Below are 19850 nucleotides of genomic sequence, written 5' to 3'. Positions count from 1 at the left end.
TACGTCAGTCCCCGCACCACAAAGTGCGGGGACATCTTTTTGCGAGAAGATGCGATATCCTCTGCCAAATCGGCGCGCGAAATCCGCAGCGCGAAGCTAATCGCAGTCAATCACAGGTGCATTTCTCCCTGTTTCTTTTAGAAACGCGCGGTACTCTGCGGTGTCCGCGTTGCATTCCTTGTGCGCTTTCCACTTGCTGAAGGCGAAGACCCGATTTTCCAATTCCTTCCTTTCGGCCGCTATGGAGCGCGAGAGGGCTTGATTGCTGTAAAAAGGGCTTTGCCGCGCCGACTCCGGGTTCGCCCAGATGCTGACAATCGTCTCCCCTGTCTCGCGCAGATGCGCCACGAAACGAGCGAACGCCGCCGGGGACGAGAAAGCCATGACGGCGAGCACTCCGATCAGGATCCCAAGCGCAATACGGTTCATTGGCCTCCTCCTGCGCTGCTTAAGCAAACTCTCCATGCTATTCAGGTTGCAGCTCTCATTCTGGGGTGGACAACCTGTATTGTCAATACAACTTCGATGATCCGCGTCAAATTGCGAGAGGCTATGGACGCCTACCGCCAACGAACCGGCGAGAAGCTCACGTACGAGCTGTTGGCGCAGCAGACGGGTATTGCCCTGACGACCTTGCAATCGCTTGCGACGCGTCCCGAATACAACACCCGTTTGAGCACGATCGAGAAAATCTGTATCGCATTGAAGTGTAGCCCAGGCGACCTTCTCGAAATGTCCGACGACGCAGATCCGTAGCGGTCAGCTATGGACTTACGATCAGTCGCTCAGGTCGTCGATCACCACGTCAACGGTCGTCTCGCAGGCGACGAACTGGTTGCCGTCACCCTTGCCGGAGATAGTGAAGCCTCGCCGATCACAGGTGAGTTTCAGGACGCCACCCGAATAGACCGTCAGACCGCCGCCGTAGACGGAGACGTGAGCTTTCTTGCCGCTCGGGATGCGGAAGATCGGGCTGCTTTGTCCCGACTCCAAATGAAACGAAGTTCCCTTGTCTGCCAGCTGAGGCAGCGTCGCGGGAACCCCAATCGGCGAAGGCTTTGGAGGGACGCGCTGCGTTAATTGCTTCGGCAGTGGGAATCTTCGGTGCGTCGATAGCCCGTGTCTGATCGGGCGCATCGCTCTGAGTCGCTAAGCGAAAGCCCAAGACCGATACCCAGACGAAACAGATCACCGAAATGGCAGTAAAAAGATACCGCAGCCCGTCGTTGATCGCGCCATATGCGAGCACGCCGAACAGCATGAAAAGCACCGAGAAAAGGGTGATCAAGAAAACGGACATCAACCGAGGCTACCGAGGGCTTCGCTTGTTGTCGAGGAGCTTGAGGACTGGCGTTTGAGCGGGGCTACGCACCAAACATTAGGTTCCGCCGACCTCTTGAAATTGGACCCAAGAGCGGCTCGCTTGGGAGCCTAATCAGAGCCTAATGAGAACTGTTTATTCCTAACTTATTGATTTTATTGGCTGGGGGACCTGGATTCGAACCAAGATTAACGGAGTCAGAGTCCGCTGTTCTACCGTTGAACTATCCCCCAACGGCGCCGCCGCAAAAACGCGCGCGAACGGCTGGTGACTTAGAGAGCGGCGCGAACGGTGTCAACCGCCACGCCGCCAATGGACACGCTCACGCTCAACGCCTTCAGAACCCTTGCAGGCGGCGCGCCGATCCTGCATGAAGGGAATTTACGCCAGCCTCGTGGCGTTGCAAGGATCGCCGCTCCGCTTCCGGCGATGCGGCGCGAGGCGAGACAGAGCGGCTTCGCGGAATGGATCGAGTGAGGGAATCCGGTCTATCGTCTACGCCGTCGGCGCAGGCTGCGCGCGAGCTTCGAACGGACCCCGCCGCCAGCTTCGAGCGCCACACCTATGCCGCGCTCGACCTCGGCACCAACAACTGCCGGCTGCTGATCGCCCGCCCCGAGCACCGGCCGCGCCGGCGCAACAACGACTTTCTGCGCATCATCGACGCTTTTTCGCGGATCGTGCGATTAGGGGAAGGCCTCGGCAAGGCCGGACGGATCAGCGAGGAGGCGATCGAGCGCACCATCGCGGCGCTTGAGATCTGCCGCGAAAAAATGGACGTGCGCGGCGTCACCCGCGCCAGGCTCGTCGCCACCCAGGCCTGCCGCAGCGCGGCGAACGGCGACGAATTCGTCGAGCGCGTGCGCGAACGCACCGGACTGCGGCTCGAGATCATCGATCGCGAAACCGAGGCCCGCTTCGCGGCCCGCGGCTGCGGATCGCTCGCCGATCCAGCCGCCGAGAGCGTCCTGCTCTTCGACATCGGCGGCGGATCCACCGAACTCGTCTGGCTGACGCGCGAACGCCGCAACGAAAATGGCGCCTACGCCTTCCGCGCCTGGACCTCGCTCGAACTCGGCGTCGTGACCCTCGCGGAGCATTTCGGCGGCCGCAGCGTCTCTTCCGAGACCTTCTTGGCCATGTGCCAGCAGGCGCGCGAGAGTCTCGCGCCCTTCGCGCGCCGCATGGCCTCGGAGCGTCGCTGTCCGCGCTTCCATCTTCTCGGCACTTCGGGGACCGTCACCACCCTGGCAGGCGTTCATCTCGGCCTCGAGCGCTATGACCGCTGGCGCGTCGACGGCCTGTGGATGAGCGACGACGACGCGACCCGGGCCATCATGCGGCTGCGCGACATGGATTTCGATGAGCGAGTCGCCAACGGCTGCATCGGTCCGCAACGGGCCGATCTCGTTCTCGCCGGATGCGCCATCTTCGAGGCGATTCGCGCGCTTTTCCCGGCGCAGCGGACGCGCATCGCTGACCGGGGGTTGCGCGAAGGCATGCTCCTGGAGCTAATGGAGGCCGACGGGGCGCTGATGCGCCGCGTCTAGCGGCCGGCGGCCGACGCATGGATCGGCAGAATAGTTCCGGCGAATTCCAGGGGAGCGCATGACGGACGCACTCGACGAGGCGCGCAGACGCTTCCCTTGCCGCGAGACGCGGCGATGAGCGGACGGGGACTCTATCGGCCCTGCGTCGGTGTGCTGCTGCTGAACGCGCAGGGCCTCGCCTTTATCGGCCGGCGGCGCGCCAAGGGCGCCCATGACCGGACCCGCCCCCCCTATCTCTGGCAGATGCCGCAGGGCGGCATCGACGAGGGCGAGACGCCCTATGAGGCGGCGCTGCGCGAACTCTATGAAGAGACCAACGTGTCGAGCGTGGCCCTCCTGGCCGAGGCCTCTGACTGGCTTTGCTATGATCTGCCCAAGGACTCCAACAATCGGTGGAGCGGCAGATATATCGGCCAGACTCAGCGGTGGTTCGCGCTGCGTTTCACCGGCCATGAGGACGAGATCGACATTCATGCGCCCGGCGGCGGCGTCCATAAGCCGGAATTCGACGCCTGGCGCTGGGAAAAGCTCACTGCGCTGCCGGAACTCATCGTCCCCTTCAAGCGGACCGTTTACGAGCAGGTGGTGAAGGAATTTGCGCCGCTCGCCGAGGCGCAGGCTTAAGCCGACCGCAGCAGCCGCGCGGCGAAGAAACCGTCGATCCCGGCAAGCCGCGGATCTTCGTTCCGCCAGTAATGCGGCAAGGTGCGCAGATCGCCGTCGCCGTTGATGAATTCCTCGGGGATTCCCTCTTCCGGATCGACTGGCATCCGGCGGAAATCCGGATTGCGGCGCAAAAACGCGGCGATCTGCTGCTCGCCCTCTTCCGGCTCGAGGGAGCAGGTGCAATAGACGATGCGCCCGCCGGCGCGCGTCAGCAGCGCCGCGCGATTGAGCAGCTTCGTCTGCAGGCTTGCGAGGGTTTCGATGTCTCCCGGCTTCTTGGTCCAGGGAACGTCGGGGTGACGCCGGATCGTTCCCGTCGCTGAACAGGGGGCGTCGATCAGAATCGCGTCGAAGGGCTGGGCCTGATAGGCGGCCGCGTCGCCGACCGCCACATCGGCGTGCAAATGCAGCCGCGCCAGATTGGCCGCCAGCAGCTTCAGGCGCTCCGCCGAACGGTCTAGCGCGACCACATGCGCGCGGGCGAGCGCCATCTGCGCTGTCTTGCCGCCAGGCGCGGCGCACATGTCCAGCACGCGCTCGTCCGGCCGCGCCGCGAGTAGCCGCGCCGGCAGAGCGGCGGCTGCGTCCTGCACCCACCACTCCCCTTCGTCATAGCCTGGCAGCTCGCTGACCGGCGCGCGGCTGCGCAGCCGCACGGAGCCGGTCGGCATCACGACGCCGTCGAGCCGCTCCGCCCATCCCTGCGGATCGTCCTTCACCGAGACGTCGAGAGGCGGCTCGAGCATATGCATCGCCGCGATCGCGCGCCCTGCTTCTTCGCCGTAACGCTTGCGCCACCGCTGCGCCAGCCACGGCGGCGCGTCATGCTCGCCGCTTGCGGCGATGTCCAGGAATTCCTCGCGACGGCGCACGAGATTGCGCAGCACGCCGTTGACAAGCCCGCCAAAGCCCGCGGTCTTGGGTTCAAGGCGCGCCGCGCGAACGGCGAGGTCGACGGCGGCGTGGTCGGCGGCCTCGAGAAACAGGATTTGCGCCGCGGCCGCGATCAGCGAGAACTCGAGTCGCGCAGCCTGGCGCGGCAGTCCTTTTTCGAGGAGTTCGCCGAGCGCGTGGCGGATGACGCCGAGCCGCCGCAATGCGACCGTGACGATCGAGCGCGTGAGCGACACGTCCCGGGCGTCGAGACCGGAGAGGCGCGAGGGCACGGCGTTCGCCGCGAAACATTCATCGAGCCGATGACCGCCCTGCACGATGTCGCCGATGATGTTGGCGGCGGCGAGTCGCGCCGGCAGACCGGGAATCTTCGCCGCTTCAGCTTCACGCGCCGCTTCGGCGGGGACGAAGCCCTGCCGCGCGCCTTGACGCGCAGGCGCGCGCGCCGATTTGGTCCGGGCGGAAAATGATCTACTGTCGCTGTTCGCCAATCGGCTTCTCCCTCCGCGACCGAGCCGAATCATAGCACAAGAGGCGTCTCGGGCGCGAGGAATGCACAAAGGATCGGCGGTGTCGAAGGCGGAAGACCAACGGAATTCGACGGAGCGGCGCGCGCAAATGCCGCCGGCGGCGCAGCGCGCGTTGGCGGAAGCGGAGGCGCGCCGCCGCGAGGCCGAGCAGCGTCGGGCGGCGCCCGAAGAACTCGGAGGCCGCGGCGGACCCGACCCGGCGCGCTATGGCGACTGGGAAGTCAAAGGAATCGCTAGCGATTTTTAAATCCGTGGCGCGAAAGCCGGTTTTTGGAGCGTCCATTATGAAGAGACCAAGCATATTCTGCGGCCTGTTTCTGTGCCTGACGCTCTCCGGCGCACGACCCGAATGGGCCCAGGCGCAGAGCGTCGATCTCGCTTCGAGCAGGGTCGTCGACCTCAGCCACGCCTTTAACGCCGAAACCATCTATTGGCCGACCTCGCCGTCGGGATTTGAGCTGAGAGTGCTGCACAAGGGACCGACCAAGGCCGGCTTCTTCTATTTCGCGCAGGCCTTTTGTTCACCAGAGCACGGCGGCACGCATCTCGACGCGCCGATGCATTTCGCCGAACGCGGCTGGACGAGCACCGATATTCCCGCCGAGCGCTTGGTCGCTCCGGCGATCGTCATCGATGTCGCCGCCAAGGCCGAGGCGAATCCGGACTATATGCTGAGCGTCGAGGACATCGCCGCCTGGGAGGCCGCGCACGGCCGCATTCCCGACAAAGCCATCGTGCTGCTGCGCACCGGATGGAGCGCGCGCTGGCCGGACAAGAAGGCGTATCTCGGCGACGACACGCCCGGCGACGCCACGCATCTCCATTTCCCGTCGTTCGGCCCCGAAGCCGCCGCATGGCTGGCGAAAGAGCGCCGTCCGAATTTCATCGGCGTGGACACGGCGAGCGTCGACAACGGACCGTCGCAGGATTTCCTGGTGCACAGGATCATCGGCGCCGCCAATATCGGCGGGCTCGAGAACCTGACCAACCTCGATCAGCTGCCGCCGACAGGCGCGATCGTCGTCGCCCTGCCGATGAAGATCGAAAAAGGCTCGGGTGGCCCCGCGCGCATCATCGCGCTCACGCCGCGGTAAATCCATTCTGTGCGTATGTCGCTGCAGTGAGAGGCTCCTCGCCTCACGGCGCTGCGCGCGAAGACGGGCGCCGCGGTGAGGAAAGATTTTCTCGTTACGACTCCTGATGAGAACCAGGAAACTTGTGAGGGATGCGCGCATGCGCCGCGAGCAGGGACGCAAGTTGCGACTGGCGGCTGACGCCCGTCTTTGCGAAGACCGTCTTGAGCTGATAGCGCACCGTTTCACGTGAGGTTCCGTCGCGACGGGCGATCTGGTCGGGGGTCAGGCCCTCCGCCACCCCGCTCGCCACTCGCGCCTCGGCCGCGGTCAGGTCGAACAGCCCTCTGACGAGCGCAATGTCCGGCGTCGAGGGAGCGGCTACCGGGGTGAACGCCAGCACGCCAAACCCGCCTTCGAAAATATCTCGAGACCGGCCCGTGGCGGGAATCAGATGAACGACGACGGGACTTTCGGCCGCCGGCTTGGACGGAAATGAGCGGACCGATGTCGCCGCAGAATTGGAAATCTCCGCGATCGCGCGGGTCAGCAGCGCATTGGCCGATGGGTCGACGAGCGCAATACGGTCTTTTGGCAGCCACGCGAGATGCGACTTCAATGCTTGGAGAAGCGCATTGGTCGCCAGCACTTTTCCCTGCGAATCGAGAATGGCGGCCGGCAGACCGATCATGGCGAGCGCGTCGGCGACCGCTCGCAGCCGCTCCAGCCGCCACCTTGCCGCGAGCATCCCGGCTCGGGCGAGATGGGGGCGCAGCGCGTCAAGACGCCTGATGTCTTCGGCGCTAAATTGAGACAGACCAACACGGCGGGCGATCTGAACGACCACCAAGTCGCCGGTCGGCGCCTTGATCGCCGTCGCGGTGCTGTGATGCAGCCCCGCAGGCCTCAGGCACTCGGCCACCATCGCATCCGCGAGATACTCTTCCTCGGAGAACGCCTCGTGATCGGCGACAAAGCCGGCCCTGTCGGCGGCCAGGAGGCGCGCCGTCGCTTGCGTCCGCGTCACGGCTTCCGAAGCCACAAATGCGCCGGCGGCCTCCATTCCGGCGGAATACCGCCAACCCAGCCAGGCGTTTACATTTCCAACGGCGACAAATCCGCCTGCGCCGTCAACTAATCGAGCAAGGTCATACATCACCTCTGGCCAGAGGTCGGGGCATGCGGCGGCGCCATAAATATCATCAATGAGTCGTTCAATATTCATAAAAATGTTCTTTGAAAGGAAAGCTGTCTTACCCGGGCGTAAGCGAACCGCCTGCGAGCACTCTAAATCAGAATAGTAAGTTTTCAAACGAGACGATGCTGGAATCGCGCGGCGATTACGCCAGCACATCTGCGGTTAAACGACGCTACATGCTCGTCCGGGCGCGGCGTTACTCAACGCCCTTCGCGCGCAAGAAGGATAGCGCCGTACCCCAGGCGTCCGTCGCCGCCTCCGCGCGATAGCTGTCTCGATAATCGGCGAAGAACGCATGCGGCGCGCCGTCATAGACGACGATCTCGGCGGGCGCCTGCGCCATCTTCAGGCGCTCGCGCATGGTCTCTATCAGTTCGGTCGGAATGCTCGGATCGGCGCCGCCATAGAGGCCCAACGTCGGCGTTTTCAGCTCAGCAGCGACGTCGATCGGCCATTGCGGCTGCTCCGGCGTGTGCGGCCCGTCGAGCCGGCCGTACCACGGCACGCAGGCGAGGAGCCGGGGATTGTGAACGGCGTAGAGCCAGGCGATGCGCCCGCCCCAGCAAAACCCGGTGATCGCCGCGCGCGCGGGATCTCCCCCTCTGCTGGCGGCGCAAGCGAGCGCCTCATCGAACGCCGCCATCGTCTCGGCGTCGGGAACTTTGGCGACGATGGCGCGGATCGCGTCGATGTCCGGCGCCTGTTGCGGGTCGCCGTAGCGAATGAGGAAGTCGGGCGCGATGGCGATAAAGCCGAGCTTCGCAAAGCGCCGCACGACGTCGCGGATATGCTCGTGCAGCCCGAAGATTTCCTGCGCCACCAGAATGATGGGGAAATTGCCCCCCGCCAGCGGGCGCGCCAGATAGGCCGGCGCGCCGCCCGGCAGCGTCGTCGTGCCCGCCTCGAGCCCCGTCTCGTCAGTGACGATGGCGCCTGCCGAAGGCGCGCCGGCGGCATGGGCGAACTTACCCGGATTGTTTGGCGGCGGCGTCACGAGGCCTCCTGCGAGCTGAGAACGGCAATTAGCTATGAAAAGGACGCGCTTTGTCCAGCCGGCCACTGGACGCCGTTCGGGTTTCTCCCAAAGACCGATCGGGAAGGCGTCCCCACGCCGAAGTCCGGGCGCCAATCTTGCGCCGCAACAGCGGCTTCTCATTGCCCGCGAAAGCGCGTATATCGCCGCACCGTGCTCGGCGGCCCCCGCCGAAGGAGAGGAAGCCCTTGTTCGTCCTCGATCTCGCCCTGGGCGAACGCCCTCTTCCGAGAGCGTTACGAAACGCGGCCGGTCCCATCAAAGGAAACGTCCCATGACGCAGCAATCCGGCGCCGGTCCCGTCCCCGGCGGGGAGGCAACGCAAGCTCATGGGCATCACGGAGACGAGCGCACAAAGGGTGGGCTCGTCGGTCTGATCATCGGGTCGATCGGCGTCGTCTATGGCGACATCGGCACGAGCCCTCTCTACGCTCTGCGCGAGTCGCTCGCCCATCAGGTGGAGCACGACGCGCTGACGGAGGAGTCCGTCATCGGGGCGATCTCGCTGCTCATTTTCGCGCTGATTTTCACCGTCACGATCAAATACGTCATCTTCGTCCTGCGGGCGGACAACCGGGGCGAGGGCGGCATCCTGTCGCTGATGGCGCTAGCGCAGACCGCCATGGGGCGGCGCACGCAATTCGCCTTTCTCGTTGGCGTTGGGGGCGCGGCGCTCTTCGCCGGCGAGGCGATCATCACGCCGGCCATTTCGGTGATGTCGGCGATCGAAGGGCTGGAGCTCGTCACGCACCGTTTCAACGAATTCGTTCTTCCGATCACCATCTTCATTCTCGTCACGCTGTTCTGGGTGCAAAGTCACGGAACGGCGCGGGTGGCGGCTTTCTTCGGCCCCATCATGATCACCTTTTTCCTAAGCATTGGCGTGCTGGGCGCGATTCATATTCCGGAAGCGCCGCAAGTGCTGCGCAGTTTTGACCCTCGGCAGGGCATCACTTTTCTGGTGACGCACGGCTGGCTTGGATTCGTCGTTCTGGGCTCGGTGTTCCTGGCGGTCACCGGCGTCGAGGCGCTTTACGCCGACATGGGTCATTTCGGCCGCGGCCCGATCAGGACGGCCTGGCTGGGGTTCGTGTTGCCGGCGCTGCTGCTCAACTATCTTGGCCAGGGCGCGCTCGTGCTGTCGCGCCCGGAAGCCGTGGGCAACCCGTTCTTCCTGCTGGCGCCGGACTGGGCGCTGCTCCCGCTCGTGATCCTTTCGACGCTGGCGACGACGATTGCGGCGCAAGCGGTCATCACCGGAGCTTTCTCGCTGTCCCGGCAGGCGATTCAGCTCGGCCTCATTCCTCGCCTGGAGGTGACGCATACGTCGGCGTTTCAGGAGGGTCAGATCTACATCGGCCGCATCAACCGGCTGCTGCTCGTCGGCGTGCTGCTGCTCGTCATCGCCTTTAGAAGCTCGTCGGCGCTGGCTTCCGCCTATGGCATCGCGGTCACCGGCACCATGGTGCTTTCGACGTCGCTCCTGTTTATCGTCGCCTGGCGGAAATGGGGCTGGCCGCTGTTCGTGTCGATCCTCTTCGCCGCCTCGTTCCTCGTCGTCGAATTCGCTTTTCTCGCCGCCAATCTCATGAAGGTGAAGGATGGCGGCTGGGTGCCGCTCGCGCTCGGCGGCTGCGTCATGATCATCATGTGGACATGGACGCGCGGCACGCGCCTTCTCGCCGAGAAAACCCATCGCGACTCCATCCCGATGATGGAGCTCATCGCCATGCTGCAGAAGTCGAAGCCGACGCGCGTGCCGGGTACGGCGGTCTTTCTGACGAGCGATCCGGCTGTCGCGCCAACGGCGCTGATGCACAATCTCAAGCACAACAAGGTTCTGCACGAGCGCGTACTGGTGATCTGCGTGAAGACCGAGGACCGGCCGCGCGTCATGCCGGAAAAACGCTTCGAAATAGAAAGGCTCGCGGACGATTTCTACCGCGCCACGCTCCACTACGGCTTCATGGAGAGCCCCCGCGTTCCCGCGGCGCTCGCCGCCATGCGCAAGGCCGGCTTTAAATACGACATCATGACCACGAGTTTCTTCCTCGGCCGCCGTTCGATCAAGGAGAGTCCCTCATCCGAAATGCCGACCTGGCAGGACAAGCTCTACGTCGCGCTCACCCGCCAGGCCGCCAACGCGACGGACTTCTTTTCGATCCCCTCTGACCGCGTCGTCGAATTGGGCGCGCAGGTGACGATTTAGCGCGCGCGAAAACAGTGGACGGGACGGCGCCCAGGGCCTAAGCAACGGCGGCCCGCAGGGCTCGCGCGAGAGCCGAACGCCTCGGCGGCTCCCCGTCGCATCGGGCTTTTTTTAACAACCACGCCGCCTTACGAAGGACGTCCGTCGCTTATGCCCACCCGCATCGATGATCGCTTCGCCGCCCTCAAGAAGGAAGGGCGCGCCGCTCTCGTGACCTTCGTGATGGCGGGCGACCCGGATCTGGCGACGTCGCTCGACATCTTGAAAGGCCTGCCCGCCGCGGGCGCGGACGTGATCGAAGTCGGCATGCCTTTCACCGACCCGATGGCGGACGGGCCGGCGATTCAGGCGGCCGGCCTGCGGGCGCTGAAGGCGGGGACGACGCTCAAGAAGACCTTGAAGCTCGTGGCGGACTTCCGCGCCGGAGACGACGTCACGCCAATCGTTCTGATGGGCTACTACAATCCGATTTACGTCTATGGCGTCGACGCCTTCCTGCGCGACGCCCATAGCGCCGGCGTCGATGGCCTCATCGTCGTGGACCTGCCGCCGGAAGAAGACGCCGAACTCTGCATTCCCTCCCGGAGCGCCGGCCTGAACTTCATTCGCCTCGCGACGCCGACGACCGACGACAAGCGGCTTCCCAAGGTGCTCGAAAATACGAGCGGCTTCGTTTACTATGTGTCGCTTACCGGCATCACCGGCGCGGCGCTCGCGGACTATGCCGGCGTAAGCCAGGCGGTCGCGCGCATCAAGCGGCATACCGAGCTGCCGATCGCCGTCGGCTTCGGCGTCAAAAATGCGGAGAACGCCGCCGAGATCGCTCGCAACGCCGATGGCGTCGTCGTCGGCACCGCGCTGGTGGAAGCGCTCAGGGCCTCGCTCGACGCCGAAGGCCGCGCCGCGCCCTCAAGCGTCGCCGCGGTGACGGGGCTTGTCGCGTCGATCGCCGATGGCGTCAAGGACGCCAGGCCGAAGGGCGGCGTGATGAGTTGGCTGACGAGGCTCGTGTCATGAACTGGTATTCGAACGTCGTCCCCCCGAAGATCAAGGCGCTGATCAAGCGCGAGGCGCCCGAAAATCTCTGGGTCAAATGTCCCGAGAGCGGCCAGCTGGTCTTCCACAAGGACATTGAAGCCAATCTCTTCGTCGTTCCCGGCTCGGGCTATCACATGCGCTGCCCGGTCGAGACGCGGCTCGCCAGCCTTTTCGACAATGGCGAGTGCGAACTGCTGCCGACGCCGGAAGCGCCGCTCGACCCGCTGAAGTTCCGCGACATCAAGCGCTACGTCGACAAGCTGAAGGAATATCGAACCAAAACCGGCATGGCTGACGCCGTGACGCTCGCCTTCGGAAACCTCGAAGGGGCGCCCGTCACGGTCGCCGTTCAGGACTTCGAATTCCTGGGCGGTTCGCTCGGCATGGCGGCGGGCGAAGCGATCATCGCCGGCTGCGAACATGCGCTCGCCAAGCGCTCGCCCTTCGTGATCTTCACCGCCTCCGGCGGCGCACGCATGCAGGAGGGCATGTTCTCGCTCATGCAGATGCCGCGCACGACCATCGCCGTGCAGCGCCTGCGCGAGGCGCGCCTGCCCTATATGGTCGTGCTGACCAATCCGACGACGGGCGGCGTCACCGCCTCCTACGCTATGCTCGGCGACGTGCAGATCGCCGAGCCCGGCGCGATCATCGGATTCGCCGGCGCCCGCGTCATCGAGCAGACGATCCGCGAGAAGCTCCCCGAAGGCTTTCAGCGCGCCGAATATTTGCGCGATCACGGCATGGTGGACATGGTGGTGCCGCGACAGGAAATGCGCGAGACGCTGGCGCGCCTGTGCGGGCTGCTGACCAAGTCGCCGCCGCGACGCGCCGCCGCCTGACCGTCGCGAGGCGCAGCCGCTATGGATCAGCATGACGCGATCCTGTCGCGACTGCTCACGCTCCACCCAAAGAAGATCGATCTGTCGCTTGGGCGCACCGAGCGGCTGCTCGCAGCGCTCGGCCGCCCGGACCTCAGGCTGCCGCCGATCATTCACGTCGCGGGCACCAACGGCAAAGGCTCGACCATCGCCTTTCTCCGGGCGATGCTCGAAGCCGCCGGCAAGCGCGTGCATGTCTACACGTCCCCCCACCTTCTTCGCTTCAACGAACGGATTCGCCTTGGCGCCGAGGGCGGCGGAAAGCTCGTCGACGACGAACGCCTGAACGCGGCGCTCGAGCGTTGCGAACAGGCGAACGCGGGCCAACCGATCACCTTCTTCGAGATCACCACGGCGGCCGCCTTCACGCTGTTCGCCGAAGCGCCGGCCGACTGGCTGCTGCTGGAGACGGGTCTCGGCGGACGCTACGACGCGACCAACGTCATCGCCGATCCCAAATGCGCCATCATCACCTCGATCTCCCTCGACCATTTGGAATTCCTTGGGGATACGGTCGAAAAGATCGCCCATGAGAAGGCCGGGATATTGAAACGCGGGGCGCCGGCGATCATCGCCTTCCAGTCGGAGCCCGTGTCGCGGACGCTCGAGCGAGAAGCGCGGCGCGTCGGCGCGCCGCTCATCGTCGCCGGCCGGGACTTTCACATAGTCCACGAGAACGGGCGCCTCGTTTACGAGGATGAGCGCGGACTTCTTGATCTCCCGCTGCCGCGGCTTGCCGGACGCCACCAGCATGAAAACGCCGCCGGCGCCATCGCCGCCCTGCGCGCGGTCGCGCCAGAGGTGCCGACATCGGCGATCGAAGCCGGGCTGACGCGCGCCGAATGGCCTGCCCGGCTGCAGCGGCTCACGCGGGGGCGCATCGTCGATCTCGCGCCCCCGGGCGCCGAGGTGTGGCTCGACGGCGGCCATAATGAGGACGGCGGCCGGGTGCTCGCCGAGGCGATGGCCGAGTTTCACGACAAGGCGCCGCGCCCGCTGGCGCTCATCTGCGGCGCGCAGACGACGAAGGACATTCGCGCGCTGCTCAAGCATTTCGTGGGGCTGGCGCGCGAGGTCGTCGCCGTGCCGGTCGAGGGCGAACATAAGAGCTGGCCGCCCGAGGAAGTCGCGAGCCTGGCCAAAGCGGAAGGCATGCCCGGCGCCGCCGCCGGCGGCGTCGAGGAAGCGTTGGCGCTCCTCTCGACGCGCAGCTTCGACGCGCCGCCGCGCGTGCTCATCGCCGGTTCGCTCTATCTCGCCGCCTCGGTGCTGGCCGCGAATGGGTCGGTTGTCGACTAAGCACCACCAGATATATCTGATTTATCCGAGGGGAGCTCCGTGGAGCTCCCCTCAATACATTAGATGGCTTTATCTAACTGAGACTTTTGTAACTGTTGCAAAAGGCTAAAGGTCATTGTTCTAATATCGTTTTTTACATCTTGTAGCGCTTGCTCGGTCAGTTTGCCATTGCCCTCGACTCGAGCTTCCAACCGAGACAAGCGATCTTGTATTTCCTTAAGGCTTTGAATCTCGGAGCCAGCAGATACTACCGTACCGCTAAGATCATACATAGCGGCTTGGTTGATTGCTCGAGCTACCCAAGATCCAAGCCTAAGGCCGTTTTTCCGAGCAGCGCGTCGGGCCGCCTGGATGGTCTCGACATCCATCGACTTCAACCGCCAATCTTTCGGATCGACACCCTCAGCGCCATTGGTGTCAACCACAGCTGTAGAGTCGGCGCTCTTCGACATGTACAGGCTGGATTCATTCATCGCTTCCCCGCTTTTTTCGAATGCTCATTGAGGTACCACACTGGCCACAATAAGCGTACAAGTCACATGATACACAAATGGTGACATCTTCAATACCCTTTCCCACATATTTGTAAAAAAAATTGCCATTTTCTCTTGAAATTTGGTAAATGCCCCTTATCAGCATTCCGCGGCAGACCCCCGGGAGCAATTTTTGTTGCAATAACATCTAGGGCGCGGGAAAAAGATTTCCCCTGCGCGCAGAAGCGCCGGGAATCTATGGGACTGAGGGGAGGGCGGATCTTGAGCGCTGGCGAAGAGGATAATTCGAACGCGCCTCATCCCTCTACCGGAGATGAGGCGCCACTTTTAGAAAGTGCTCAGCTCGTCCTCGACCACTTTCTTGTCGACTTGCACGAATTTCATTCGACCGTCCGGAGATTGGTGCCTGACATAGACACCAAATTGGTCAAGGTCTTGAACAGATATCCTCAAGGCTTCCGCATCGGCTCCGTCACATCAAACGGCGCATTTCTCCCGGACCAGAGGCACGGACTCATTACCCTAGATAAAGGTGCAATTATTGCACTGGACAAGATGTTGAAGAAACTGTTCCCCGGCGCCAGCGATCTCGAGGCCGAGGCGATGCTGTTCCGCGCCGTCGAAGTATACGCTGTGCACGAGGCCCTGCACATTGAGCAGGGTTTGAGCCGATTCGCAGACGTCCAAAAGGTTAAATTAGTAGGTCCAAGAGACCTTCTCGGGCAATTCGACCTCCTAGCAGATCATGACGCCGCGCGATTTGTCGCCGCGCTTGCGGTGGCCAGGATGGGCCGCGCACGCAGAGTGAGTTTCCTCCACGAGCTGCTCCTCACCGAATCGATGGTCAATGCGATCGCTCCGCAGACTTTTAAGGCGCCGCCCGATAAGCCTCATAAACGCCATCGGTTCCTGGGGATCGCACTACACGTTGCGCTCCTGAACCACTTGTTGATCCGCAACAGCTGGGAGCAATTCGAGAAGCGCAATTTTTCTCTCGACACTCCGCTTTATCCGTACGTGTCGTTGGACGACGGCCAAGTCATTCTGACTGGGATGGGAGTCTCGCCGAAGTTGATAGGTTCTGCCCACGCGCCAACCGACTTCTTGCGCACTGTTTTGGATGGGCTCGACAGTGAGCCATTCCATCATTCTGTGCAAAGGGCGGAAGTGATTCTTTACTTGGCGGGATTATTGCCGGTAGTTGAAACGGCAGCGGACGAGGTCGCTTAAGCGTAGCGCTGCTGGTTTTTTCTTAAACCCGCTAACGAGGTCAAAACGGGCTTGGCAGAAGTGTTCGGTTCGATCTAAGTGGGTTGATACCCCAACGAGAGCGAATCCATGACCCTGATGTTGGCGAGCGTCCTCTCCCGCGAAGAGGCGGAGATCGCTTTGGCGCGCGGCGCCGACATCATCGACTGCAAGGCGCCGTCGCGCGGCGCGCTCGGCGCGCTGCCGCTGGATGCGGTCGCCGAGATCGTCGCCTTCGCCGACGGCCGTCGGCCGGTGAGCGCCGTCGTGGAGCTGCCGCACGACGTTGCGCATGCGCTGCGCGACTTCGAAGAGATCGTCGCCGCAGGCGCGGACTATGTGAAATTCGCCCTGCCAGCGACGCCCGACGCCGTCGAGATCATCGACGCGCTGGCGCCGCTGACCGCGAAAACCAGGCTCGTGGCCGTGCTCTTCGCCGATCTCGGTCCGGAATTCGACATCCTCGAGCCGCTGGCCGGCGCCGGCTTTCATGGCGCGATGCTCGACACCGCGCATAAGGGCAAAGGCCGGCTGCTTGACTATATGAGCGTCGGCGCGCTGTCCGAATTCGTCGCGCGCTGCAGCAATCTCGGACTAGCCTCCGGCCTGGCCGGCGCCCTGGAGCCTCCCGACGTGCCCCGTCTGCTCGTCACCGGGGCGGACGTGCTCGGCTTTCGCGGGGCGCTCTGCGCGCATGGCGACCGCCGCGCCGCGATCGACGCGCGCGCCACGGCGCTCATTCGCGACCTGATCCCTTCCGCGCGAGACGCGCAAGCCGCCTTTCACGCCCACTGGTCGTTCCTCGGCCGCGGCTATATCGAACCCCCCGGCGCGAACGACACCGATTGCGTGTTTCTGAAGGATTATGTCGCGCCGGTCGAAATCGGCGCTTACGCTCATGAACACGGCCACACGCAGCGCGTGCGTTTCAACGTCGAAGCCGACGTGACGCGCGTCAACGGCTCCGACGACATGCGTTCGATCTTTTCCTACGACGTGATCATGGACGCGATAAAAATGATTCTCGCCGGCGGCCATATCGAGCTTGTCGAAACCATCGCCGAGCGTCTCGCGGAGAGCGTGCTGCTCCATGAGCGCGTGCGCGCCGTCACCGTGCAGGTTGAAAAGCTCGACGTCGCGCCGGGCGCGGTCGGGGTGAAGATTCGCCGCGCGCGCGCCCATGAGGAGGCGCGTCGCCTGCAGCCGGCGCCGCTGCGCATCGATGCCGTCAAGTAGCGCGCCCCTCGTCGTCAAACTCGGCGGGAGTCTGCATGCCTCGCCGGCGCTCGACGGGTGGCTCTCAGCGCTCAAGCGCTGGCTCCGGCCGCTGACCATCGTTCCTGGCGGCGGACCCTTCGCAGACGCGGTGCGCGCCGCGCAGCCGGTGATGCGCTACGACGACAGCGCGGCGCACGCCATGGCGGTTCTGGCTATGGAGCAATATGCCCTGGCGCTGGCGAGCCGAGAGCAAGCGTTGGAGCTCGCGGGCTCCGTCGAAGCGATCCAGGCGGCGCAGGCGCGAAGACGCATCGCGCTGTGGCGCCCGAGCGGCATGGTCGCCGCCGCTAAAGATATCGCGCCGTCCTGGGAGGTCACCTCCGACAGCCTCGCCGCGTGGCTCGCCCGAAAAACGGGCGCACGCGGGCTGCTGTTGATCAAGAGCGTCGACGTCAGCGACGGCGCCGCGCTGCGCGAGATTGTGCGCGAGGGCGTTGTGGATCCGGCGCTTCCGGATTATCTCGGTGAGACGCCGCTCTTCATCGCCGGTCCCTCAACTCTCCCGCACGCCGGCGCGCTCCTCGCCGAAGGCGTTCCGTCGGGCTCAGCCATCGTAACTTTTCCAACGCGGAAGTCCGCCTGATGACCAAGAAGAAAGTAGTCACGCCGCGCTGGGGTTGGGCGCTCACCGGATCCGGGCATTTCTTCACCGAATGCCTCGACATGATTCGCACGCTCGATCACGTCGACCTCTTCGTCAGCAAGGCGGCGGCTGAAGTCGTGCGCATGTATAAGCACGATCTTTCGCTGCCCGAGACGGTGCGCATCTTCAAGGACACGACGGCGAGCGCGGCGCCGGTCGGCAACTTCTATTACAATTTCTACCACACGCTGGTGCTCGCGCCGGCGACGTCGAACACCGTGGCGAAGTGCGTCGCCGGCATCTCGGACAATCTCGCGACCAATGTCTTCGCACAGGCCGGCAAATGCCGCGTGCCGACGATCGTCTTCGCCTGCGACACCGCGCCCGAACTCGAAACGCGCGCGCCAAAGGGCATGGTGATGGTCTATCCGCGCCGCATCGATCTGCAGAACACCGACGCGCTCAAATCCTTCGAAGCGACGCAGGTCGTCGAGAGTCTCGCGGCGCTGCAGGAGGCGGTGGAGCGCCGTCGGCGCGAAGTCGAGCCGCAACCCTAACGAAAGCTCCCTATGAGCGAGCGCCTGCTGTTCCTCACCGGCCATCTCGCTTTGCCGCGGTTGGAGCGCATGGTGGCGAGCTTCGGCGAAGCGGCGGGGAACTGGCGCATCCACGACATCGGCGTGAAGGTCGCGGCGCTGATGACGCAAGAGATCATTCAGCGGCGGCTGCCGCGGCCCGTGCAAGCCGACCGCGTCATATTGCCGGGGCGCTGTCGCGCCAATCTCGACGCGCTGACCGACGATTTCGGCGTGGCCTTCGAACGCGGGCCGGAGGAGATCGCCGATCTTCCAGCCTATCTCGGACGCGGCGGCGCGGCGCCCGATCTCTCCCGCTACGACATGCAGATCTTCGCCGAGATCGTCGACGCGTCAAAGATGAGCGTCGCGGAGATCATGGTTAAAGCGCGTGAACTCGTCGCCGGCGGCGCCGACGTCATCGATCTCGGCTGTCTGCCGGACACGCCTTTCAATCATCTCGAGGAAACGGTCGCGGCGCTCAAGGCCGACGGCCTGAAGGTGAGCGTCGACTCGGCGAACGTCGCGGAGCTTGAACGCGCCGCGAAAGCCGGCGTCGATCACCTCTTGAGCCTCGACGAAGAAACACTGTCGATCCTTCCCGACAATTCGCCCATCGTTCCAATCCTGACGCCGCGGCCGCATGGCGATCTCGACTCGCTGCAGCGCGCGGCGCGGCGCGCGCGGGACCGATGCATCAGCGCCATACTTGATCCTATTCTCGATCCGATTCATTTCGGTTTCGCCGCGTCGATCGCGCGCTACGTCGAGCTGCGCGCGCGCGAGCCCGAGGCCGAGATCATGATGGGCACCGGCAATCTCACGGAACTGACCGACGCCGACTCGGCTGGCGTCACCGCGGCGATGCTCGGCATATGTTCCGAACTCGATATCCGCCATCTGCTCACCGTGCAGGTTTCGCCGCACACGCGGCGGACTCTGCAGGAGCACGACGCCGCGAGAAGGCTGATGTTTGCGGCGCGCGCAGACCGCGCTCTGCCGAAAGGCTATAGCGACGCGCTGCTGCAGATTCACGACCGCAAGCCTTACGCCGCAACGCCGGAAGAGATCGCCGAGCTTGCACGCGAACTGCGGGATGCTAATTTCCGCATAGAGACGACCCGGGACGGCGTGCACATCTACGCCAAGGGTTTCCACCATGTCGCGGCCGACGCAATGGCGCTCTTTCCGCATCTTGCCGTCGAACATGACGGCGCCCACGCCTTTTACCTTGGCGCGGAATTGATGAAAGCCGAGATCGCCTACAAGCTCGGCAAGCGCTATCGTCAGGACGAGCCTCTCGCCTTTGGCGTCGCGACGGACATCGACGCAGAGGATGCGACCCGCTTCAAGGAAATGGGCCACACCATGCGCAAGGCGGGCCAGGGACCTGCGAAAGATGCCTCTGATACATGAATGCGTCGTCACGACGCTGTCGCCGGAAGGTCGCCCGCATATCGCGCCGCTCGGATTGATCGAGGAAGACGGCTTCTGGATCGCCGCGCCGTTTCGCCCTTCTTCGACCCTGTTCAATCTCACGCATAATCCCAGACTGACGGCGAACTTCACCGACGATGCGCGCATCTTTGCCGGCCTCGTCACGGGACGCCGCACCTGGCCGCTCACCGATATCGAGGGCTGGCCGGCGCCGCGCCTTTCCGCCGCGCTGGCGCACGCCGAACTCGTCGTCGCTCGCGTCGAGGAGCATGAACTGCGGCCGCGCTTCTTCTGCAGGGTGAAGCGCATTGAATCGCATCGCGCTTTTCTCGGCATGAATCGGGCGCGCGCCGCCGTGCTTGAAGCGGCGATACTCGCGACGCGGCTCGACATGCTGCCGCCCGACAAAATCGAGAGCGAGCTCGCCTATCTGCAGATCGCCATCGACAAGACCGCCGGCGAGGCCGAGCGCGAAGCCTGGGACATGGTGAAAGCGAAAATCGACGCGCATCAGCACGCCAAGGTCGACGCGGCCCAATAGGC

General features: G+C 64.1%; 22 protein-coding genes and 1 tRNA gene. 16 read left to right on the top strand and 7 right to left on the bottom strand.

Features of this window, described 5'->3' with window-relative positions:
* Positions 1-96: 96 nt before the first annotated feature.
* The gene (locus tag AC0X69_RS15485; RefSeq protein WP_482608667.1) at positions 97-429 is read right to left on the bottom strand and encodes a hypothetical protein; all 333 of its coding nucleotides are present in this window, start codon (positions 427-429) and stop codon (positions 97-99) included.
* Between the two features lie 123 nt (positions 430-552).
* On the opposite strand from AC0X69_RS15485, the gene AC0X69_RS15480 reads away from it, so the two are divergent.
* The gene (locus tag AC0X69_RS15480; RefSeq protein WP_482608666.1) at positions 553-756 is read left to right on the top strand and encodes a helix-turn-helix domain-containing protein; all 204 of its coding nucleotides are present in this window, start codon (positions 553-555) and stop codon (positions 754-756) included.
* A gap of 21 nt (positions 757-777) precedes the next feature.
* Here the strand turns inward: AC0X69_RS15480 and AC0X69_RS15475 are convergent, their stop codons facing one another.
* The gene (locus tag AC0X69_RS15475; RefSeq protein WP_482608665.1) at positions 778-993 is read right to left on the bottom strand and encodes a hypothetical protein; all 216 of its coding nucleotides are present in this window, start codon (positions 991-993) and stop codon (positions 778-780) included.
* A gap of 487 nt (positions 994-1480) precedes the next feature.
* Positions 1481-1554: transfer RNA gene (locus AC0X69_RS15470), tRNA-Gln, on the bottom strand.
* A gap of 58 nt (positions 1555-1612) precedes the next feature.
* Between AC0X69_RS15470 and AC0X69_RS15465 the strand changes: the two genes are divergently transcribed.
* The 3 genes from AC0X69_RS15465 (at position 1613) to AC0X69_RS15455 (ending at position 3495) form a co-directional block, all read left to right on the top strand.
* Complete coding sequence (locus AC0X69_RS15465; RefSeq protein ID WP_482608664.1) at positions 1613-1798, top strand: hypothetical protein; 186 nt, start codon at positions 1613-1615, stop codon at positions 1796-1798.
* Positions 1795-2871 (top strand): Ppx/GppA phosphatase family protein, encoded by a 1077-nt coding sequence (locus AC0X69_RS15460; RefSeq protein ID WP_482608663.1) that lies wholly within the window; start codon positions 1795-1797, stop codon positions 2869-2871. Before AC0X69_RS15465 ends, AC0X69_RS15460 begins: the two co-directional genes overlap by 4 nt.
* Before the next feature lie 114 nt (positions 2872-2985).
* Positions 2986-3495 carry an RNA pyrophosphohydrolase gene (locus tag AC0X69_RS15455; protein ID WP_482608662.1) on the top strand — a complete coding sequence of 170 codons (510 nt, stop codon included), beginning with the start codon at positions 2986-2988 and terminating at the stop codon, positions 3493-3495.
* On the opposite strand, the gene AC0X69_RS15450 is transcribed toward AC0X69_RS15455, so the two are convergent.
* Positions 3492-4922: an RsmB/NOP family class I SAM-dependent RNA methyltransferase gene (locus AC0X69_RS15450; RefSeq protein WP_482608661.1), complete on the bottom strand. Its 1431-nt coding sequence runs from the start codon at positions 4920-4922 to the stop codon at positions 3492-3494. The two genes, AC0X69_RS15455 and AC0X69_RS15450, sit on opposite strands and share 4 nt — an antisense overlap.
* Before the next feature lie 127 nt (positions 4923-5049).
* Between AC0X69_RS15450 and AC0X69_RS15445 the strand changes: the two genes are divergently transcribed.
* Both AC0X69_RS15445 and AC0X69_RS15440 read left to right on the top strand, forming a co-directional pair.
* Positions 5050-5208, top strand: coding sequence for a DUF1674 domain-containing protein (locus tag AC0X69_RS15445; RefSeq protein WP_482613415.1), 159 nt, complete (start codon positions 5050-5052; stop codon positions 5206-5208).
* Between the two features lie 37 nt (positions 5209-5245).
* Positions 5246-6055, top strand: a complete 810-nt coding sequence (locus AC0X69_RS15440) for a cyclase family protein (RefSeq protein ID WP_482608660.1) — start codon at positions 5246-5248, stop codon at positions 6053-6055.
* A 94-nt stretch (positions 6056-6149) separates the two neighbouring features.
* Here the strand turns inward: AC0X69_RS15440 and AC0X69_RS15435 are convergent, their stop codons facing one another.
* Both AC0X69_RS15435 and AC0X69_RS15430 read right to left on the bottom strand, forming a co-directional pair.
* On the bottom strand, positions 6150-7259 hold the full coding sequence (locus AC0X69_RS15435; protein WP_482608659.1) for a helix-turn-helix transcriptional regulator: 1110 nt from the start codon (positions 7257-7259) through the stop codon (positions 6150-6152).
* A 169-nt stretch (positions 7260-7428) separates the two neighbouring features.
* Positions 7429-8226 carry a dienelactone hydrolase family protein gene (locus AC0X69_RS15430; RefSeq protein WP_482608658.1) on the bottom strand — a complete coding sequence of 266 codons (798 nt, stop codon included), beginning with the start codon at positions 8224-8226 and terminating at the stop codon, positions 7429-7431.
* Positions 8227-8539: 313 nt separating this feature from the next.
* Here AC0X69_RS15430 and AC0X69_RS15425 point away from each other — a divergent pair, with 313 nt between their 5' ends.
* The 4 genes from AC0X69_RS15425 (at position 8540) to AC0X69_RS15410 (ending at position 13692) form a co-directional block, all read left to right on the top strand.
* Complete coding sequence (locus tag AC0X69_RS15425; RefSeq protein WP_482608657.1) at positions 8540-10474, top strand: potassium transporter Kup; 1935 nt, start codon at positions 8540-8542, stop codon at positions 10472-10474.
* Positions 10475-10624: 150 nt separating this feature from the next.
* On the top strand, positions 10625-11491 hold the full coding sequence (trpA, locus tag AC0X69_RS15420) for a tryptophan synthase subunit alpha (protein ID WP_482608656.1): 867 nt from the start codon (positions 10625-10627) through the stop codon (positions 11489-11491).
* Positions 11488-12354 carry an acetyl-CoA carboxylase, carboxyltransferase subunit beta gene (accD, locus tag AC0X69_RS15415; protein WP_482608655.1) on the top strand — a complete coding sequence of 289 codons (867 nt, stop codon included), beginning with the start codon at positions 11488-11490 and terminating at the stop codon, positions 12352-12354. Before trpA ends, accD begins: the two co-directional genes overlap by 4 nt.
* Before the next feature lie 21 nt (positions 12355-12375).
* On the top strand, positions 12376-13692 hold the full coding sequence (locus AC0X69_RS15410; protein WP_482608654.1) for a bifunctional folylpolyglutamate synthase/dihydrofolate synthase: 1317 nt from the start codon (positions 12376-12378) through the stop codon (positions 13690-13692).
* A 59-nt stretch (positions 13693-13751) separates the two neighbouring features.
* On the opposite strand, the gene AC0X69_RS15405 is transcribed toward AC0X69_RS15410, so the two are convergent.
* The gene (locus AC0X69_RS15405; RefSeq protein ID WP_482608653.1) at positions 13752-14165 is read right to left on the bottom strand and encodes a hypothetical protein; all 414 of its coding nucleotides are present in this window, start codon (positions 14163-14165) and stop codon (positions 13752-13754) included.
* 282 nt (positions 14166-14447) lie between these two features.
* Here AC0X69_RS15405 and AC0X69_RS15400 point away from each other — a divergent pair, with 282 nt between their 5' ends.
* The 6 genes from AC0X69_RS15400 (at position 14448) to AC0X69_RS15375 (ending at position 19848) form a co-directional block, all read left to right on the top strand.
* Positions 14448-15416, top strand: coding sequence for a hypothetical protein (locus tag AC0X69_RS15400; RefSeq protein ID WP_482608652.1), 969 nt, complete (start codon positions 14448-14450; stop codon positions 15414-15416).
* A gap of 108 nt (positions 15417-15524) precedes the next feature.
* Positions 15525-16670: a (5-formylfuran-3-yl)methyl phosphate synthase gene (locus tag AC0X69_RS15395; protein ID WP_482608651.1), complete on the top strand. Its 1146-nt coding sequence runs from the start codon at positions 15525-15527 to the stop codon at positions 16668-16670.
* Positions 16657-17295, top strand: coding sequence for an amino acid kinase family protein (locus tag AC0X69_RS15390; protein WP_482608650.1), 639 nt, complete (start codon positions 16657-16659; stop codon positions 17293-17295). The genes AC0X69_RS15395 and AC0X69_RS15390 overlap by 14 nt, the downstream gene beginning before the upstream one ends.
* The gene (locus tag AC0X69_RS15385; RefSeq protein ID WP_482608649.1) at positions 17295-17852 is read left to right on the top strand and encodes a flavoprotein; all 558 of its coding nucleotides are present in this window, start codon (positions 17295-17297) and stop codon (positions 17850-17852) included. The genes AC0X69_RS15390 and AC0X69_RS15385 overlap by 1 nt, the downstream gene beginning before the upstream one ends.
* Before the next feature lie 12 nt (positions 17853-17864).
* A complete protein-coding gene (locus AC0X69_RS15380; protein ID WP_482608648.1) occupies positions 17865-19286 on the top strand; it encodes a DUF6513 domain-containing protein in 1422 nt (473 codons plus the stop codon).
* On the top strand, positions 19270-19848 hold the full coding sequence (locus AC0X69_RS15375; protein WP_482608647.1) for a DUF447 domain-containing protein: 579 nt from the start codon (positions 19270-19272) through the stop codon (positions 19846-19848). Before AC0X69_RS15380 ends, AC0X69_RS15375 begins: the two co-directional genes overlap by 17 nt.
* The last annotated feature ends 2 nt before the right edge of the window (positions 19849-19850 follow it).

Source organism: Methylocystis sp. Uni0008 (assembly GCF_056838045.1).
This window is presented reverse-complemented; position numbering and strand designations above follow the sequence as displayed.

What these genes read in the sequence shown, in the direction of transcription:
- AC0X69_RS15485 (WP_482608667.1), bottom strand. Translation starts at nt 429, where the DNA reads ATGAACCGTATTGCGCTTGGGATCCTGATCGGAGTGCTCGCCGTCATG.
- AC0X69_RS15480 (WP_482608666.1), top strand. Translation starts at nt 553, where the DNA reads ATGGACGCCTACCGCCAACGAACCGGCGAGAAGCTCACGTACGAGCTG.
- AC0X69_RS15455 (WP_482608662.1), top strand. Translation starts at nt 2,986, where the DNA reads ATGAGCGGACGGGGACTCTATCGGCCCTGCGTCGGTGTGCTGCTGCTG.
- AC0X69_RS15445 (WP_482613415.1), top strand. Translation starts at nt 5,050, where the DNA reads ATGCCGCCGGCGGCGCAGCGCGCGTTGGCGGAAGCGGAGGCGCGCCGC.
- AC0X69_RS15440 (WP_482608660.1), top strand. Translation starts at nt 5,246, where the DNA reads ATGAAGAGACCAAGCATATTCTGCGGCCTGTTTCTGTGCCTGACGCTC.
- AC0X69_RS15435 (WP_482608659.1), bottom strand. Translation starts at nt 7,259, where the DNA reads ATGAATATTGAACGACTCATTGATGATATTTATGGCGCCGCCGCATGC.
- AC0X69_RS15425 (WP_482608657.1), top strand. Translation starts at nt 8,540, where the DNA reads ATGACGCAGCAATCCGGCGCCGGTCCCGTCCCCGGCGGGGAGGCAACG.
- trpA (WP_482608656.1), top strand. Translation starts at nt 10,625, where the DNA reads ATGCCCACCCGCATCGATGATCGCTTCGCCGCCCTCAAGAAGGAAGGG.
- accD (WP_482608655.1), top strand. Translation starts at nt 11,488, where the DNA reads ATGAACTGGTATTCGAACGTCGTCCCCCCGAAGATCAAGGCGCTGATC.
- AC0X69_RS15410 (WP_482608654.1), top strand. Translation starts at nt 12,376, where the DNA reads ATGGATCAGCATGACGCGATCCTGTCGCGACTGCTCACGCTCCACCCA.
- AC0X69_RS15405 (WP_482608653.1), bottom strand. Translation starts at nt 14,165, where the DNA reads ATGAATGAATCCAGCCTGTACATGTCGAAGAGCGCCGACTCTACAGCT.
- AC0X69_RS15395 (WP_482608651.1), top strand. Translation starts at nt 15,525, where the DNA reads ATGACCCTGATGTTGGCGAGCGTCCTCTCCCGCGAAGAGGCGGAGATC.
- AC0X69_RS15390 (WP_482608650.1), top strand. Translation starts at nt 16,657, where the DNA reads ATGCCGTCAAGTAGCGCGCCCCTCGTCGTCAAACTCGGCGGGAGTCTG.
- AC0X69_RS15385 (WP_482608649.1), top strand. Translation starts at nt 17,295, where the DNA reads ATGACCAAGAAGAAAGTAGTCACGCCGCGCTGGGGTTGGGCGCTCACC.
- AC0X69_RS15380 (WP_482608648.1), top strand. Translation starts at nt 17,865, where the DNA reads ATGAGCGAGCGCCTGCTGTTCCTCACCGGCCATCTCGCTTTGCCGCGG.
- AC0X69_RS15375 (WP_482608647.1), top strand. Translation starts at nt 19,270, where the DNA reads ATGCCTCTGATACATGAATGCGTCGTCACGACGCTGTCGCCGGAAGGT.